19 protein-coding genes are annotated in these 16,452 nt (G+C 69.0%); 11 read left to right on the top strand and 8 right to left on the bottom strand.

Annotated elements, in window-relative coordinates; genetic code table 11:
• Positions 1–173: 173 nt before the first annotated feature.
• Together AB0J09_RS01295 and AB0J09_RS01290 are read left to right on the top strand one after the other, a co-directional pair.
• Positions 174–1,529: a hypothetical protein gene (locus tag AB0J09_RS01295; protein WP_360683211.1), complete on the top strand. Its 1,356-nt coding sequence runs from the start codon at positions 174–176 to the stop codon at positions 1,527–1,529.
• Positions 1,526–2,311, top strand: a complete 786-nt coding sequence (locus tag AB0J09_RS01290) for a class F sortase (protein WP_360683209.1) — start codon at positions 1,526–1,528, stop codon at positions 2,309–2,311. Before AB0J09_RS01295 ends, AB0J09_RS01290 begins: the two co-directional genes overlap by 4 nt.
• A gap of 253 nt (positions 2,312–2,564) precedes the next feature.
• On the opposite strand, the gene AB0J09_RS01285 is transcribed toward AB0J09_RS01290, so the two are convergent.
• Positions 2,565–3,128, bottom strand: coding sequence for a hypothetical protein (locus AB0J09_RS01285; RefSeq protein WP_360683207.1), 564 nt, complete (start codon positions 3,126–3,128; stop codon positions 2,565–2,567).
• Between AB0J09_RS01285 and AB0J09_RS01280 the strand changes: the two genes are divergently transcribed.
• The 4 genes from AB0J09_RS01280 (at position 3,118) to AB0J09_RS01265 (ending at position 5,979) form a co-directional block, all read left to right on the top strand.
• Positions 3,118–3,297, top strand: a complete 180-nt coding sequence (locus tag AB0J09_RS01280; RefSeq protein WP_360683205.1) for a hypothetical protein — start codon at positions 3,118–3,120, stop codon at positions 3,295–3,297. The genes AB0J09_RS01285 and AB0J09_RS01280 overlap by 11 nt on opposite strands.
• Before the next feature lie 44 nt (positions 3,298–3,341).
• Positions 3,342–4,073, top strand: coding sequence for a class F sortase (locus AB0J09_RS01275; RefSeq protein ID WP_360683203.1), 732 nt, complete (start codon positions 3,342–3,344; stop codon positions 4,071–4,073).
• A 25-nt stretch (positions 4,074–4,098) separates the two neighbouring features.
• Positions 4,099–4,752, top strand: coding sequence for a hypothetical protein (locus AB0J09_RS01270; RefSeq protein ID WP_360683201.1), 654 nt, complete (start codon positions 4,099–4,101; stop codon positions 4,750–4,752).
• An 81-nt stretch (positions 4,753–4,833) separates the two neighbouring features.
• Positions 4,834–5,979: an acetyl-CoA C-acetyltransferase gene (locus AB0J09_RS01265; protein WP_360683199.1), complete on the top strand. Its 1,146-nt coding sequence runs from the start codon at positions 4,834–4,836 to the stop codon at positions 5,977–5,979.
• A gap of 719 nt (positions 5,980–6,698) precedes the next feature.
• Here the strand turns inward: AB0J09_RS01265 and AB0J09_RS01260 are convergent.
• Positions 6,699–7,196 carry a DUF3592 domain-containing protein gene (locus AB0J09_RS01260; protein WP_360683197.1) on the bottom strand — a complete coding sequence of 166 codons (498 nt, stop codon included), beginning with the start codon at positions 7,194–7,196 and terminating at the stop codon, positions 6,699–6,701.
• Between the two features lie 220 nt (positions 7,197–7,416).
• Between AB0J09_RS01260 and AB0J09_RS01255 the strand changes: the two genes are divergently transcribed.
• The 3 genes from AB0J09_RS01255 to AB0J09_RS01245 all read left to right on the top strand — a co-directional run bounded on the left by AB0J09_RS01255 (position 7,417) and on the right by AB0J09_RS01245 (position 10,552).
• The gene (locus AB0J09_RS01255) at positions 7,417–8,928 is read left to right on the top strand and encodes a serine hydrolase domain-containing protein (RefSeq protein ID WP_360683195.1); all 1,512 of its coding nucleotides are present in this window, start codon (positions 7,417–7,419) and stop codon (positions 8,926–8,928) included.
• Between the two features lie 53 nt (positions 8,929–8,981).
• Positions 8,982–9,764 (top strand): MerR family transcriptional regulator, encoded by a 783-nt coding sequence (locus AB0J09_RS01250; protein WP_360683193.1) that lies wholly within the window; start codon positions 8,982–8,984, stop codon positions 9,762–9,764.
• Between the two features lie 164 nt (positions 9,765–9,928).
• Positions 9,929–10,552, top strand: a complete 624-nt coding sequence (locus AB0J09_RS01245) for a TetR family transcriptional regulator (protein WP_360683191.1) — start codon at positions 9,929–9,931, stop codon at positions 10,550–10,552.
• Here AB0J09_RS01245 and AB0J09_RS01240 read toward each other — a convergent pair.
• On the bottom strand, positions 10,535–10,888 hold the full coding sequence (locus tag AB0J09_RS01240; RefSeq protein WP_360683189.1) for a MerR family transcriptional regulator: 354 nt from the start codon (positions 10,886–10,888) through the stop codon (positions 10,535–10,537). The two genes, AB0J09_RS01245 and AB0J09_RS01240, sit on opposite strands and share 18 nt — an antisense overlap.
• Before the next feature lie 54 nt (positions 10,889–10,942).
• Between AB0J09_RS01240 and AB0J09_RS01235 the strand changes: the two genes are divergently transcribed.
• Entirely contained in the window at positions 10,943–12,097 is a 1,155-nt protein-coding gene (locus tag AB0J09_RS01235) for an MFS transporter (RefSeq protein ID WP_360683187.1), read from the top strand.
• On the opposite strand, the gene AB0J09_RS01230 is transcribed toward AB0J09_RS01235, so the two are convergent.
• The 5 genes from AB0J09_RS01230 to AB0J09_RS01210 all read right to left on the bottom strand — a co-directional run bounded on the left by AB0J09_RS01230 (position 12,054) and on the right by AB0J09_RS01210 (position 15,096).
• Entirely contained in the window at positions 12,054–13,445 is a 1,392-nt protein-coding gene (locus AB0J09_RS01230; RefSeq protein ID WP_360683185.1) for a serine hydrolase domain-containing protein, read from the bottom strand. The two genes, AB0J09_RS01235 and AB0J09_RS01230, sit on opposite strands and share 44 nt — an antisense overlap.
• 106 nt (positions 13,446–13,551) lie before the next feature.
• The gene (locus AB0J09_RS01225; protein WP_360683183.1) at positions 13,552–13,878 is read right to left on the bottom strand and encodes a DUF1048 domain-containing protein; all 327 of its coding nucleotides are present in this window, start codon (positions 13,876–13,878) and stop codon (positions 13,552–13,554) included.
• A 1-nt stretch (position 13,879) separates the two neighbouring features.
• Positions 13,880–14,236 carry a DUF1048 domain-containing protein gene (locus tag AB0J09_RS01220; protein ID WP_360683181.1) on the bottom strand — a complete coding sequence of 119 codons (357 nt, stop codon included), beginning with the start codon at positions 14,234–14,236 and terminating at the stop codon, positions 13,880–13,882.
• Positions 14,233–14,559 carry a PadR family transcriptional regulator gene (locus AB0J09_RS01215; protein ID WP_360683179.1) on the bottom strand — a complete coding sequence of 109 codons (327 nt, stop codon included), beginning with the start codon at positions 14,557–14,559 and terminating at the stop codon, positions 14,233–14,235. The genes AB0J09_RS01220 and AB0J09_RS01215 overlap by 4 nt, the downstream gene beginning before the upstream one ends.
• A gap of 75 nt (positions 14,560–14,634) precedes the next feature.
• Positions 14,635–15,096: an Lrp/AsnC family transcriptional regulator gene (locus tag AB0J09_RS01210; protein ID WP_360683177.1), complete on the bottom strand. Its 462-nt coding sequence runs from the start codon at positions 15,094–15,096 to the stop codon at positions 14,635–14,637.
• Between the two features lie 81 nt (positions 15,097–15,177).
• On the opposite strand from AB0J09_RS01210, the gene AB0J09_RS01205 reads away from it, so the two are divergent.
• Positions 15,178–16,407 carry an amino acid permease gene (locus AB0J09_RS01205; RefSeq protein ID WP_360683175.1) on the top strand — a complete coding sequence of 410 codons (1,230 nt, stop codon included), beginning with the start codon at positions 15,178–15,180 and terminating at the stop codon, positions 16,405–16,407.
• Positions 16,408–16,452 lie beyond the last annotated feature (45 nt).

Below are 16,452 nucleotides of genomic sequence, written 5' to 3'. Positions count from 1 at the left end.
CTCCCGAATAGGGTTCTGTTACTGGCAGGTATACCCCCTTTTCTAGTACGAGGGGCGGCTGTGGACACGGCTTCATCACAAGTGCCGTACGTTGCCTCGTTCGGCATGTGTTGCAGGTGTTTTCGACTCTAGGATCTACCTTCGGTCTATTTGTGGCGTGATCGGAGTCTCCCGTGAGTCGGTGGCGCAAGGCGTGGATCGCCGCATCGGTGGGGGTGGCCGCGTCGGCGGCGTTAGTTGGGACGTTCTCGATCCCGAGCCAGGCCGAGGCCTCGTTGGTGGCCAACTACAGGTGCACCGGCGGCATTGCGGGCGCCGGCGTGGAGTTGGAGGCCCGCATGACCCCACAGGTCGAGGCAGGCGGGCTGATGAACGTCCGCTGGGACATGTCGTACAAGACGGGCGGGCGGGAGTTTGGCTCGCCGGGCTTCTTCCCCGCGGGGTCCTCGCTGGACCTGGAGGGCGTCGTGGACATCAGCGGCGCCTGGAATGGCCAGCTCCGGCCCAGGGGCGGCAAGGACCAGCCCGAGCTGGTGCCCGGCCAGTACCTTGACCTTCCCGAAGGGCTGTCCGACCAGGGCTCCATCAGCCGCTCGGGCAAGATCCGTTTCAAGCCCGGCGAGCTGTTCGTCCGCTTCACGCCCGCCGAGGGCGAGGTGATGGTCAACAACAAGACCAACGTGGAGTACACAAGCGGCTGGGAGTGGGAGTACACCGCGGAGGAGTATGGCGACCACCTCAACGACGTGCAAAAAACGAGCTCGCAGGGTGAGATCGCCAAGCTCCAGTTCATCGGCACCCAGGTGGCTTACATCGGCAGGCGCGCGCCGGGACTCGGGCCGATCCGCGTGATCCTCGACGGGCATACCGTCACCGACCCCCTGGTGGAGCCGGGCAAGGACCGTAGCGGAAAGCCTGTGATAGGCACAGAGACCAAGGTGGTCCTCTGGGAGTCGCCGACGAAGCTGAATTACGGCCCGCACACGATCGAGATCGTCAACGTCGAGGACAAGCCCGCCTATCTGGACGCCTTCAGGGTGACCACCGGCGACGTGGAAGAGCCGCCGATCTACAACCAGGCCACCTGCGCGCTCCAGGGCGACCCCGGAGCCATCGACATCACCGTCCCCGGCAGCACCCCGACGAGCCCAACGCCGACGGGCACTCCCACGGACAACCCGCCCACGGACAACACCCCGACGAACACCCCGACATCCACGCCCACCGCGACCAACACCACCCCGCACAGCGGCTCCAACGACGGCGGTCTCGGACACGTGGTCGTGCTGCCCAGCGCCACAGGCACCAGCTCCGGCTCGGCCACGCCCAAGACCACCGGGCCGACCGCGACCAAGTACTACAAGGCGCAGGTGCCCAAGACGCCCAAGGGCGGCGTGGACAGCGGTGAGGCGCCGGATCGTCAAGCCCAGCCGTACGGGCTGATGGCGGCGCTCGTGATGGGAGGCGCGGGCGGCGGGCTGCTGCTGCGCCGACGCAGGGCCGCGCACGCGGGAGGAGTTCACCGATGACCGAACAGCAGAAGACACCGATGCAGCGGGCGCAGCCCGGATTGCTGATCGCCGGCTCGCTGGGCGGCGTCGGCCTGGTCATGGTGACCCTGCTCTCGCTGGTGCCCACCGCGGACGACGGCTCGGGCTCGGGTTCGCTGGCGGCGGCCCAGGACACGCCGACGCAGGTGGAGATGGCGAACGCGGGCGCGTTCGTCCTCCCGCCCACCGTGGGCCCCGGCGGCAAGAACGTCCCCCTGACCCCGGCCCGCCTCGACGCGCCCCCACCCCTCGCGGCCGTCCCGACCGTGGCCCCGATCCCGTCGGCCAAGACCAAGACCGCCAAGGCCAGGCCCACCCGCATCAAGATCCCCAAGATCAAGGTGAACTCGGCCATCGGCGCCGTCACCGTGGACAAGACGGGCAAGCTCGGTACCCCGCCCTTGACCAAGCCCGGCCAGACGGGCTGGTACCGCTACTCGCCGGTGCCGGGTGAGGTCGGCCCCGCGATCATCAACGGCCACGTGAGCACCCGCAAGGGCCCCGCCGTCTTCGACCGCCTGCGAGAGCTGGCCAAGGGCGACCAGATCTACGTGTACCGGTCGGACGGCAAGGTCACGCGGTTCACGGTCAGCGGGATCGAGCAGGCAAGCAAGACGTCGTTCCCGACATCTCGCGTGTACGGGAACACGAAGGACTCTCAGCTGAGGCTCATCACCTGTGGTGGGGTCTTCAACCAGGCGGCACACAGTTACACGGACAACATCGTCGTGTACGCAACGTTGTCGAAGAAGAAGGGCTGAGAGATAAGTTCTGGCCGATTTGGCTGTTTACGGGAAGTTGACAGGGACAGTTCGTAAGATCTCAACCTAACCGTGACCAACGGCTGGAATTCTGGCACGACTGTTCATACTGCGCTGAAATGGAGATGGAAGTGCTGACGTCCAAGGCGCGGCGCCGCCTCGCCCTCAAGACATCCGCCATGGCCGTCCTAGGCGCAGGGATCTTCGGTGCCATACCCATGGTGGCCGCGATGGCGGCTCCGGTGGATGTGACCTACAACTGCACGGCGACGCCGGGTGGGCAGCCCCAGGCCGTCCCATTTCGTATGGAGCTGAGGACGCCGGCAGTCGCTGTCACACCCAGCTCGACCGTCACCGTGACATGGGATATCCAGCAGCCGACCGCCACGCCCAGCCAGTTGCTCGCGACCGCGCAGATCACCGCAAGCAGCACCGTCGTGGCCCAGGGGACGATCAGCCCCAGCGGGAGTCCGATGCCTTCGACGCCGGTCAGCGTCGGCGCGACTGCCACCCCGTATGCGGTGGTCACCCAGGGCGCCCCCATGCCGCTGCCAACCATGACCATGGTGGTCACGCCGACCGCGACCGGAACGGTTGCTCTCAAGGGCGGTGCCTTCTCGCTCTTGGTTAACGGCACTTCTTGGTACAGCTGCCAGCCGGGCACCTCCGGCGGCCCCTCAGCCAACCTGGTAGTCGGGACCGCCACTTCGTCTTCGTCCAATTCGTCCACTCCGTCGAACACGCCGACGCCCACCCCCACCCCCACCACCACCTCGCCCAAGCCCACGAAGACGAGCACCCACACGGTGACCGTCACCCCTTCCAGCAAGACCAGCAAGTCCAAGACGCCCAAGGCCGGAGCCGACACGGGCGAGGGCGGGGAGATGGGGCCTGACGGGCGGCTGTTCATCCTGACCGGTACCGCCCTGATCGCGGCCGCTGCCGTAGGCGGTCTGATCATGCGCCGTCGTTCCATCCGGAGTTGACGCAGATGTCGGGGCACTATCCATATGGAGGCGGTGGCGGGGCCGTGCCGCCGCCTCAGCAGGACAAGGGCAGCGTGGCGCTCAGGACCGTGCTGATCGTGGCCGCCATCGCCGGCGTCGTCACCGTCGTGGCCGGGCTGCTCATCGTGCTCAAGTCCCCCGACGAATACGGCCTGGCCAGCAACCGCGACGCACTCACCCTGCCGCAGCAGCCCAACGGGAAGGCCAGCGGGCAGCCCGAGCAGGCGCTTTTCCAGGCCGCTCCCGACGTGCCGCCGCCGCTGCCGCAGATCAACCCCGCGCCTCCCATGATGCCCTCCACGCCCGTGCGGATCGTGATCAAGAGGCTGGGGATCAACGCGCCGGTCAAGTCCATCGGGCTGGCCAAGGACGGGACGATCGAGGTGCCTCCGGGGGACGACCCCAACCTGGTCGGGTGGTACCGGAACATGTCCACCCCGGGAGAGGCGGGCCCGGCTGTGATGCTCGGGCACAAGGACACGAGGACGCGCAGCGCCGTGTTCAGCCGGTTGTTCGAGATCAAGAACGGCGACACCATCGAGGTCAAGCGCCAGGACAAGACCACCGCGGTGTTCACCGTCGGCGGCGTCGAGCAGGCGAGCAAGAAGACGTTCCCGACCCAGCGTGTCTACGGGGCCCAGGAGAACGCCCAACTCCACCTCATCACCTGCGGTGGCACCTACGATCGGCGTATCGGGCACTACACCGACAACATCATCGTCTACGCGACGATGACGAGCTCCTATCGAAGCTGACGCGCGGAGGCGGGCTATGGGCTGGATGGCGAAGCGGAGACTGCGTACTGGCCCGACGGCGGCCCTGCCCGCGAAACCGGACCCGGACGAGCTGCTGCGCATCGTACGGCTAGCGGACCCGGGCGCGCGGCAGGACGGCGACGACATCGTGGCCACCGACGTGCGGGTGTACGCGCCCGTGGAGGCCGACAGCGAGCTGACCGGCGGCGAGCTGGAGCAGGTGTGGGCGGTCCGGGTGGTCGCTGAGGGGCCGCTGCCGCTGGACTACTTCGACCGCTACCTCGCCGAGGGCCTGGCCTTCCGGCTCAAGGGGCTCGCGGTGTGCCGGGGTGAGGTGAGCGATCCGGCCGACGACCAGGGGAGCGGCCCCGCCGTCATCCTTCCGGTACGGCCCACCGCCGAGGAGCTGGCGCCGCTGCTGGAGCCGGACGAGGAGGACGAGTTCACCTTCACGGCGGGCGACATCCGGGCCGGGCTCGTACCGCAGAAGGGGCAGCCGCCGGCAGTGCAGGAGCTGCTGCCCTTCGCCACCGAGCTGACCGCGATCGAGCTGCGCGGCGACGAGCCCGCCAAGCTCGGCGCGCTGGCCCTCGAGCTGGCCGAGGCGCTGAACGGGCTGGTCGTGGACCGGTGGCGGTTCAGGGTCGACGCCGCGGAGGACCTGAACCCGCCCGCCTGAGGTCCCGCCCACGTGAGCAGAACGTCGTTCTGTTGTAGTCTGCCCTTAGTAACCGAATAATGCTCGGTTTCAGGAGGCACTGTGGCAGAGGCGTACATCGTCGGGGCGGTCCGCACCCCGGTCGGCAAGAAGAAGGGCGGCCTTTCCACCGTCCACCCCACTGACCTGGCAGCTCACACGCTGAAGGCGCTGATCGACCGCACCGGCGTCGACCCCGCGGCGGTCGAGGACGTCATCATGGGGTGCGTCATGCAGTTCGGCCCTCAGAGCATGGACATCGCGCGAAATGCCTGGCTGTCGGCAGGGCTGCCCGAGACCACCGCCGGTGTCACGATCGACCGGCAGTGCGGCTCCTCGCAGCAGTCGATCCACTTCGCTGCCCAGGGCGTCATGTCCGGCACCCAGGACCTGGTGGTGGCGGCCGGTGTCGAGTCGATGAGCATCGTCCCCATGGGCTCCTCGATCACGGCCGCGCTGGAGAAGGGCATGCCGTTCCCGTTCGGCGAGAAGTGGGTCGAGCGGTACGGCAAGCAGGAGATCTCGCAGTTCCGCGGCGCGGAGCTGATGTGCGAGAAGTGGGGCTACACCAGGGACATGCTGGAGCAGTACGCGCTCGAGTCCCACCAGCGGGCCGCCAAGGCCATCGCGAACGGCCACTTCAAGGACCAGATCGCCCCCGTCAGCGGCGTGGAGGACGACGAGGGCCCGCGGGCCGACACGACGCTGGAGAAGATGGCCTCGCTGAAGACGCTGAAGGAGGGCGGCCAGATCACCGCCGCCACCTCCTCGCAGATCTCCGACGGCTCCGGCGCGGTGCTCATCGCCTCCGAGCAGGCCGTACGCGACCACGGGCTGACCCCGAGGGCTCGCATCCACCAGCTCGCGCTCATGGGCGACGACCCGGTCTACATGCTGACCGCGCCGATCCCCGCCACCCAGCGGGCGCTCAAGAAGGCCGGCATGTCGATCGACGACATCGACGTGGTCGAGATCAACGAGGCGTTCGCGCCGGTGCCGCTGGCCTGGATGCACGAGCTCGGCGCCGACCCGGCCCGCGTCAACCCGAACGGGGGCGCCATCGCACTCGGCCACCCGCTCGGCGGCACGGGCGCGATCCTGATGACCAAGCTCCTGCACGAGCTGGAGCGCACCGGCGGCCGGTACGGCCTCCAGACGATGTGCGAGGGCGGCGGCCAGGCCAACGTCACCATCATCGAACGACTCTGAACAGCGCGAGCGCCGCCTCCCGGGCGTAACGGGGGGAGGCGGCGCTCGTCTAACTACCCATCCTGGTAGTTGCTTTCATCGGCCCTTCGGAGGGATGCGGCGCGGCGGCGCGATGGGCCGCTGCGGCATCTTGGGCATCGGTCGCACCACGGGCAGCGTGGGGCGGCCTTTTTGTTTGCTGGAACGGGCACGCATACGAAGCCCCTCTACCTGGTTTCGGAAGTCGGCGGATGACGATTGCTTGCTCGCGAATCACTGGTAAAGGCGCATGTCCCTGAGGTTACGAGGGTGCATGGTGGCTGGTGGGGAAGGCCCGGTGACCTGGCCCCAGCCCACACGTGTTGATCATGATCGATTCTGCCGGCTCGAAGGCTGGCGTCCGGTAAGGAACGCTCTCGGAGGAACGGGAAACCATCACGTCACATACGAGCTGGATCTCCCCGATGGCCGGATCCTAAGAACTCGGATCTCTCACCCGCCCGATCGAAGCACCTACGGTCAGGGCATGTGGGACCACATTCTTCGAGATCAGCTGCAGGTGGATCGCGGCCGAGTACGCCCTGCACGACCTCCCCTCCGCCCTCGCCCACCTCGAACGCGGCGCCTTCGGCAAGGTCGTGATCACAACCGCCTGATACCAAACCAGGCAGGGGGTTACTTAGCCACCAAACCTGCTACCACGTTGAGGGGCTGCGGTGGCGTGGATGTGGAGGTGGCGGTCATCCGCCGATTTTCATGCCGGGCGGGCAGGGGGCGCTCTCGAAGGAGCCGTCGGGGCGCTGGATCTCGCACCCGCTCTTGCTCCCGCCGTCCCAGAAGCCCAAGAAGAAGACCACGCCGATCACGACCGCGATGAGCCCGACGACCACGCCGCTGTAGCTGCCGTGGGCGTTCTGTGCGGGTATGGCCGTGGTCGGGTCGTGGGGGTCGTAGAGAACGTCGGTCTCGTCGCCGGTGCCGAGGCCGGAGGTGGTCGCCGCCTCGGTGATGATCTTCTGCCCCTCCAGGGTGGTGAAGGTCAGGACCGGCCACTGGTTCGCCCGTAAGTTCTCGCCCTGTCCCGTGAACCTGGTTCGGACATCGGTGACCACGCCTTGCACCTGGTGCGCGTGCCGTACGAACCGCTTGCCGTTGATGATCCCTCTGATCGAAAGCAACATGATCACTAATCCGAACGCCACGAATGACAGCGGGAGGTACTGGAACAGGTCTCTCAACGCGGGTCTCCTCAAACCGGCCTGTACATGAGAACGTTTCGGCGGACCGCAGGTTCCCGTGGTCGGCTTCCCCGGGTACGGGCGGGGGCGGTGGCCTGCACTTGAAGCACACATTGCTGTGAGTCAGATCACGGTTGAGGTTGACCTCGGGTCAGGGTGGAGGCTCGGCGCAGCGGCGCGACGCCGACCGGATTTGAACGGATTCGAAGGATCACTCACCATGACGATCACCCTCTCCGACCAGGACAAAAGCACCCTGCGAGTGGCCGCGTACGGCGCGGTGTCGCTGATGGCCGCCGCGGGCGCCGCCACTGGGAAGCCTCAGAAGAGCGCCGCCAGTGGCAGCATCGCGCTGGGCTCGGCCACCGGGCTGGTCGGGCATGTGCTCGCCGATCACCCCGACCCCAAGGATCTGGTCGGCAAGTCCGTGGCCGAGATGGCCGACCGGGTGCTGCCGGCCCTGACCGCGGGCATGAATCTGCTGATGAGGCAGGATCCGGCCGAGGCCGGTAACTTCCGCGGTGCCGTTCTCATAGCCGTCGAAACCGCACAGATGCAGCAGGGCCGGCCGAGCCCGGCCACGGCCGAGATGATTCGCAAGATCACTGACGCCCTCGACGCCGCCGGGCAGGATCGCCCGGGGCTGCGGAAGGTGCTGGAGGAGATCGTTGATTCCGGGTTCGTCGGGGTGGCGGTGCGGGTGCGTGATGAGCGGGGGGAGTGGGCCGGCAGCGCCGGGGCGGCCGAGTTGGGCGGGGCCGCTGAGCCGCCGGTCGATGGGCACATCCGGATTGGCAGCAACACCAAGACCTTCACCGCGACGCTGGTCCTGCAGTTGGTGGCCGAGGGCAAGGTCGGGCTGGACGACCCGGTGGCGGGCTATCTGCCCGAGTTCGGGCTGGACGAGCGGATCACGGTGCGGATGGTGTTGCGGCACACCAGCGGGGTGTTCAACTTCAGCGGCGAGGTCTACGGTGACGGGACGATCGTGCCGGGCATCACCATCCCCTACGGCCCCACGGGCAAGGAGTGGGTGGACAACCGGCTCAAGACCTACCGGCCGGAGGAACTGGTCCGGCTGGCGTTGTCCAAGCCGGCCCGGTTCGAGCCCGGTGCCGGCTGGAGCTACTCGAACACCAACTACGTGCTGGCCAGGCTGCTGATCGAGAAGGTGACCGGCCGTTCGCTGGCCGAGGAGATGCGGCGGCGGATCCTGGGGCCGCTCGGGCTGACGGGCACCGTGGTGCCGGACGCCTCGCCGGAGATCCCCGCGCCGCACGCCCACGCCTACTACCGGTACGAGGACGCCGGCGAGCAGAAGACGATCGACATCACCCGCCAGAACCCCTCCTGGATCTCCACCGGCGGTGACATGATCTCGACCACCCAGGACCTGGCCACGTTCATCTCCGCGCTGCTCGGCTGCAGGCTCCTGCCGGCCCCGCTGCTGGCCGAGATGTGCGCCCCGCATCCGACGGGCATCCCGAACATGGACTACGGCCTGGGAGTGTTCGTGGTGACCACGGACGACGGTGGCACGCTCATCTCCCACAACGGCGCCGCCGTGGGCCACGCGGCGCTGATGTACAGCACACCCGACGGGCGCAGGACCCTGACCGCCGCGTTGAACTGCGTGGACGACGCCGACCTGTCCATCGGAGCGGCGTTCCAGAACGCCCAGCAGAGGCTCCTCAACGAGGTGTTCCTGGGTGGGCAGGGCCCGACGGGCTGAGCATGTGGTACCCCTGGTCGCCGAGCGCGAGCAACAAGAACAGGAATATGCGGGTGAACGGAGTCACGATCGGGCAGGCGGCGGCCTTCGTCGGCATCACCGTGAAGACGGTGCGGCACTACCACAAGCTCGGCCTGGTGAAGGAGCCGGAACGTGACAGCTCCGGCTACCGCAGGTACGGATCGGCCGAGCTGTTGCGGCTCGTGCAGGCCCGTACCCTGGCCGCCGCCGGGGTGCCGCTGGCCGAGATCGCGCCGCTCCTCGACGCCGACCCCGAGCTGTTCGCCACCGCGCTCACCGACGTCGAGCGGCAGCTCACCGAACGGATCGAGGAGCTGATCGCGCGGCGCGACACGCTGCGCCGGCTCGCCGATGGCGACCGGGCGCTGCTGCCCGACCGCGCCGTGGCGCTGCTAGAGCGGCTGTCCGGCCTCGGCTTCCCCGCGGCGGAGGTGGCGGCCACCAGGGAGGGCTGGGTGCTGGCCAGGGCCCTGGTCCCCGAGGGGTTCGGCGACTACCTCACCCATGTGGAGCAAGCCCTCGACGACACCCGGTTCGTCGCGTTGATCAAGCGCGGCACCGAAGCCGCGACCTGGGCACCGGACGACCCGCGCGTCACCGAACTCGCCACCGCCATGGCCGACCACTTCCTCGCCAACCCCGAACACCTGAAGATCGTGACCGGTCTGCAAGCCCGTACCGAGGCCGCGACCCGGTACAGGCTGATCGCCCTCCACGGCGAGGAGCAGGACTCGGCGGCGGCCCGGGGAGTCGCGCTCGTCGAGACCAGGCTCCGCGCCGCCGGCATCCGCATCCCCCGACCGGACACCCACTGATCACGCCGTACCCATGCTCCTGGCGGGCGAGCCTCCTGCCCGGCACCCGGAGGATCACGGTCTGCTCGGGCTCAACAGCCGGGCGCGCCGAATGTCTTGCAGAAGGTGACGGGGTTGCCGTACTCCGCGATCGCCACGATCCGGTCCCCGCGCCACCGCAGGTGGTGGATCGGGAGGAAGGCTCCGGAGGCTCGCTCAGGCGGCGCAAACAGCGGCGCGCCCGGGATGCGATCATCGAGGCCGCGCTCACGTTGTTCGCCGAGCGCGGCTTCGAACGGGTGACGGTGACCGACATCGCCGAGCGGGCCGAGGTCGGGCGGGCGACGTTTTTCCGCTATTTCGGCGACAAACAGGAGGTCGTGTTCGCCGACGAAGGAGAACCGGGCGCCTTCCTCGGCGAGGTGGAACAGATCCCCGCCGAAGGCCCCATCGGCGGCTCGATGCCGCGGCACTGGTCCTCGGTCCGCGCCGTGGTCTTCTCCTACGTCGCCCAGCTCACCGCCGAGCCCGACGCGTACGAACGGCACGAGCGGCTGGTGGCCAGCCATCCGGAGCTGACAGCGCGTAGCATCGCCAAGCAGCGAAGGTACGCCGACGTGCTGAAGGACCTGCTGACCAGCAGAGGAGCCGATCGCGAGACCGCGGCCGTGGCGGCGGAAGCGGGGCTGGCCGCCTTCTACGCGGGCCGCACGATCGCCGGCGCCGCCCCCGAACGCCTGCCCCAGGCCGTCGAGACGGCCTTCGACCGCCTGACCTGTGGACCGGACACGTCAGAACCGGGCGGCTGAGATGACGAGGTCGAGGGCCTGGCGTGACTCGTGGAGGTCGCGCATCGCATGGTCGATGCGATCGCGTTCGTCGCGCAGCCGGGCCACCACGTCGGGGCAGGTGGGCGCCAGGCGTTCGCCCTCGGTCTCCAGACACGGCAGGACGGTGGCGATCGTCGAGGTGCGCAGGCCGGCCGCGAGCAGGCAGCGGATGCGGCGCACGGTCTCGACGTGCGTCTCGGCGTATTCGCGGTAGCCGCTGGGCAGGCGCTCGGGGTTGAGCAGGCCCTGCTCCTCGTAGTAGCGCAGGAGCCGCTCGCTCACGCCGGTACGCCGGACGAGCTCGCCGATCCGCATCCCCCACCTCCACGGCTTGACTCTCACATGCATGTGAGACTTTAGCGTGCCCGCATGAAGAAGAGTCTGCTGGTGCCGGCCGTGCTCATGGTGAGCGTGTTCGTGGTCGGCACATCCGAATATCTCATCGCCGGGTTGCTTCCCCAGGTGGCCGCCGACCTGGAGGTGTCCGTGTCCACGGCCGGGCAGACCGTGACGGCGTACGCGCTGGGCGTCGTGGTCGGCGGGCCGGTGGTGACGATCATGACAGTGCGCTGGCCGCGTAAGGGGCTGGCGCTGGGGTTGCTGGCGTTGTTCGCGGCCGGGAACGCGGTCTGCGCGGTGGCCGGATCGTACGAGGTGCTGATCGCCGGGCGGGTCGTCGCCTCGCTGAGCCACGCGGCCTTCCTGACCCTGGCGCTGACGGTGGCGACGCGGGTGGTCGAGCCGCACCGCGTGGGAACGGCCATCGCCGCCGTGGGATCCGGGTTCTCGGTGGCGACGCTGCTGGGAGTGCCCGTGGGGGTGCTGCTCGGGGAGGGCGCGGGGTGGCGGGTGCCGTTCGGGGTGCTGGCGGCGCTGGCGCTGGTGGTGGCCGGGCTGCTGGCCGGTGTGCTGCCTCGTCAGGAGGCTCAGGTCACGAGCGTGCGGGCCGAGATCGCCGCTGTGCTGGGGCCGAAGGTGCTGGTCGTGATCGCCACGACGGCGGTCGGGCTGGCCGCGACGTCGACCGTGTTCACCTACCTCGCTCCGGCGCTGACCGAGATCACCGGCTTCGGGCCGGCGTCGGTGTCCACGCTGCTGCTCGTGTACGGGGCCGGCAGCCTGGCCGGGGGACTGGTGGCGGGGCGGCTGGCGGACCGGTCGCTGGGCGCCACCGTGCGCGGGACGTTCGTCGGCTTGGCCGTGGTGCTGGCGCTCTTCCCGTTCGCGGTGCCGTGGGCGGGGACCGCCGTGGTGGCCGTCCTCGTGCTGGGACTGCTGACCTCGGCCACCACGCCGGTGCTGCAGAGCCTGGTGCTGCGGCACGCCGGGCCGGCGCCCACGCTGGCGGTGTCGGTGAACGTGTGCGCGTTCAACATCGGCATCGCGGCCGGGTCGGCGCTGGGCGGTGGGCTGGTGGCGGTGGACGGGCTGCGCTGGCTGGGCCTGGCCGCCGCCGCGCTGAGCCTGACCGCCCTGGCCATCAGCTACGCGGCCGTTCCGCGGCGGGAGTCCGTACCGACCTGATCGCCAGGACCCGGGCGATGGTCACCCCCAGGCCCGCCAGCGCCGCGACCAGCACGGTGATCGTCAGGGGGAGAGGGAAACGGGTGAGCTGGGCCCACTCGACCTCCCGGCCGTTCATCAGGAACGACAGGAGGTCGGGAAACGCGGCCAGCACCGCCACCGGGACGAGCGCCGGCACCAGGCGCAACACGATCCAGCGCCTGGCCGCCCAGCGCCGCGCCCGCACGACGCCCAGCACGCCCAGCCCCGCCGCCACCAGCGCCAAGACGCCCAGCACGGCCTCGTAGAGTTGCCGGTCGCCGCCCAGACCCTCCGGGGTTCTGCCCTCGGTCAGCGCGGTGAGGCCGAGCATGATGTCGTACGTCGGGTCGTACAGGGTCGCGTTGTTGGTCATCACCGCGAAGCCGTAGCCGGTCTTGGGGGAGATGGCCTCGACGGCGTTGTAGGTGAACAGGTTTCCCGAGTGCACGAGGAGCCCGTTGTCCTCGATGCCCCAGCCCATCCCGTACGGGCGGAGTTTCGTCGGCTGGTGCATGGTCGCCAGGCTCTGCCGCGTGACCAGCGGGCGGCCGTCACCCGATTGGGCGATCAGCCATTTGCCCATGTCGGCGGCCGTGGTGATGACCCCGCCCGCGCCGCTGTCGTCCAGGAACCCGGCCGGCTCCCGCTGGGGCAGCCAGACCCCGAAGAGCGAGTTGTAGCCTTCCGCGACCGGGACGTCCTTGTCGGAGACGGCGCTGGACGTCATGCCGAGCGGCCCGAACACCCTCTCGCGCAGGTACGCCCCGAACGGCCGCCCGCTCGCCACCTCCACCAGCCGCGCCGCCAGGTCGTAGTTGGCGTTGCAGTACTCGTAGTGGGTGCCGGGGTCGGCGGTGAGCCGGGAGCCGGACAGGCGGGTGACGTAGTCGGCCAGGGAGATGGCGCTCTCGGTGGCGGGGATGTCCACCGTCCGGTCCGACAGGCCGGAGGTCTGGTTGAGCAGGTGCCGTACGGTGACGCGCGCCGCCCGGGGGTCGGCCATCGTGAAGCCGGGCAGTTGCGCGGCCACCGGTTCGTCGAGCTTGATCTTGCCGCGCTCCACGAGCGTCATGACCGCCATGGCGGTGAACGACTTGCTCACCGAGGCCACCCGCATGGGGGTGTCCGCGGTGACCGGCCGGCCGTCGGCGTCGTGGCCGTAGCCGGCCGCGTGCACGATCTCGCCGTTGTGCGTCACCACTACGGACAGGCCGGGCACCCCCGTGCTGTCCATCGCCTGACGCAGGTAGGCGTCGATGGTCGGCTCAGGGGTGGCTGCGGGTGCGGGTGCCCAGAAAATCAGGGTGAGGGCCAGGAGGAGTTTCACACGAGCAACCTAGAAACGCCGGGGCCTCTTCCGTATCGGCCGACCGTCCAGTGCCGGCCCTGACGAAAGTAAGGTTCTCTCGCGGGCGTTTTCGCCGAACCTGATGTTATTTCCCGGCCTCGCCGGATTTCTTGGCGATCGACTCTTGATAGACGTCCGCGTAGGTGCGCGAGTCCTTGATCAGGTCGTCGGCGAAGGCGGCGACGTCGTCGCCGATGAGCTCCAGGACTCCCTTGCCGGACGTGACGCCCTCCTCGAAGAAGTCGAGGAGCCCCGAGAGCAGGGAGCCGTCGATCAGGTCGATCGGTCCGACCTTGAAGAAGTACCTCTGCATCTCGTTGTAGACGATCTGGTAGTCCGGCGGGAGCGCCTTGACCCGCGCCACGTGCGCCCGCCACTGCCTCTTGCCCTCGATGATGTCCCGGATGCCCATGTCAGCCTCCCAGCCGGCCCAGTTTCCTTGCGACGTTCCTGTTCAACTGCTTGCGCCAGCGGTCGCGGAAGTTCCCCGCCCCCTGCCCGCCGGCCAGCGCCGCGCAGAAGCCGGCGATGTCGTCACCCAGGACCTCGTGAATGCTCTGTCCATCGGCCGCCGTCTCTTCGAGCAGGCCCAGGGCATTGTCGAGAATCGGCATCAGGTTTCGACCGGTGAAGTCCCCGTAGAGGGACAGATGAGCCTTGATCTGGTCCCACGCGGCCCGGTAGTCGGCCGGCAGTGCCGCGGCCCGGACTTCGAGCGCCTTCCATTCCCTGGTGAGATCGCTACCGGTGATGGTCTCCCAGAAGTTCATCTCCCGCCCTCCTTGAGCCTGTCGATCCGTGAGGTGATGTACTCCCATTTCGCCCAGAACGTCGCGAGTCGCTCGCGCCCCGCGTCGTTGAGCGCGTAGAACTTGCGCGGCGGGCCCAGCCCGGACGGTCGTTTCGTCACCTGGACGAGCCCGTTCTTCTCCAGCCGCAGCAGGATGGTGTACACCGTCCCCTCGACGACGTCGGTGAAGCCGAGGTCGTTCAGCCGGCGCGTGATGGCGTACCCGTAGGTCTCCTCGCCGCCGATGATCTCCAGCACGCAGCCCTCAAGAGTGCCCTTCAGCATCTCCGTCAGGTCGTCCATCGTGGGTCCTCCTTTCCTAGTACCTCGTAGTACCAAGTACTGCTACACAGTACCACAGAGTAGTGAAAGGTATGGTTAGTCGTCCTCCAGCCGGTCCGGCACGGCCTTCGTCACCTGCTGGAAGATCACCGACGTGCGGAACCCGACGATCTCCTTGCGCTTGCTCAGCCGGTCGAGCAGGAACGCGTGCAGGTGGTCGAGGTCCCGCACCCCTACGTGCAGCAGGAAGTCATCCCCACCGGCCAGCACGTACGCGCTCATCACCTCCGGCATCTCGGCCGCCGACGCCTTGAACGCGTTGATGACCGCCCGGCTGAGCGGCCGCACCTGCACCGAGACCATCGCCTGCACGCTCCGGTTGAGCGCGGCCGGATCGATGTCGGCGTGGTAGCCGCGGATGACGCCGCGCCGGGTGAGCGCCCTGACCCGCTCGAGGCAGGTCGAGGGCGCGATTCCGAGCTGTCGCGCGAGCTCCCTGTTCGACTGCCGCGCATCCGTTTGGAGCAGCCGTACGATCTCCGAATCAAGTTCGTCCATGACTGGATGTTCGCATGCTCTTCCGGCCGTACGTTCGGTCAACCCATGTGACGGCCGAATGACTGCACTAATTTCGCCTGTATGACGGAACATCGCATAGGCGCGGGGCAGGGCACGGCGTTGCTGGTGGGAGCGGTGCTCGGGCCGGGGATGCTGGTGCTGCCGCACCTCGCCGCCTCCGCCGCCGGGCCCGCGTCCGTGCTGGCCTGGGCGGGCCTGCTCGCGCTGAGCGTGCCCGTCGCGCTCACCTTCGCCGCGCTCGGCGCGAGGTATCCCGACGGCGGCGGAGTGGCGAGCTTCGCCGGGCTGGCGTTCGGGCGGCACGCCGCCGCCGTGGTCGGCTGGTGGTTCTACGGCGCCGTCCCCATCGGCACCGTCGCGGGCGCGCTGATCGGTGGCCAGTACGTCGAGGCCACTCTGGGCGTGAACGCCGCCCTGGCCGCCTGCCTGATCCTGGCAGCGGCCTTCGCCGCCAACGCCGCCGGGCTGCGCACCTCGGGGCGGCTGCAGATCGGCTTCGTCGCCCTGCTCGTCGCCCTGCTGGCCGCCGCGGTGATCACCGCCGCGCCGCACACCGACCCGGCCAACTTCACCCCCTTCGCCCCGTACGGCGCCGGGGGCGTGGCCAGCGCGGCAGGCGTGCTCATGTTCGCCTTCGTCGGCTGGGAGGCGGCCAGCCACTTGTCGGCCGAGTTCGCCGGCGGCAAGAACGGCCTGGTCAGGGCCACCGTGGTGACCCTCGTCGTGATCGCGCTCCTGTACGCGGGCGTCTCCGTCACCTCCGTGGGCGTGCTCGGCCCCCACATGCCCGACGTGCCGCTCACCGCCATGCTGGAGATCGGCATCGGCCCCGCCGCGCGGCCGGTCACCGGGGTGGTGGCGGTGCTGCTGACGTTCGGGGCCGTCAACACGTACATCGCCGGGGCCGCCCGGCTGGGTGCGGCCCTGGCCAGGGACGGAGCGCTGCCCGGCTGGTTCGCCAGGGGAGGGGCGCCGGGCCTGACGCCGTACCGGAGCCTGGGACTGCTCGCCGTGCTGTGCGTGCCCGTGCTGGTGTGGGCGGTGGACCTGGACCTGCTCATGCGGGCCACGTCGGCGTGCCTGGCCGCCGTCACGGGCGCCGGCGTGGCGGCGGCCGTGCGGATGTTGCCCGCGGGACCCCACAGGACCACCGCCGTCGTGGGCGTGGGGCTGTCGCTCGTGGCGCTGGCGTTCTGCGGCGCCTACCTCGTGGTTCCCGCCGTACTGGCTCTGGTGGCGCTCGGGGTGCTGAAAGCGAATGCTCGCCGTTCTTACAAATTCCCGCTATAAAACAGCGCAGAGCGCCGTCAGGCGGGCAGTACTCCTAGCACTAGA

It is taken from the genome of Nonomuraea sp. NPDC049784 (assembly GCF_040659615.1).
GTDB lineage: Bacteria > Actinomycetota > Actinomycetes > Streptosporangiales > Streptosporangiaceae > Nonomuraea.
The sequence above is the reverse complement of the archived record's forward strand: the minus strand, read 5'-3'. Positions and strand labels throughout refer to the sequence as shown.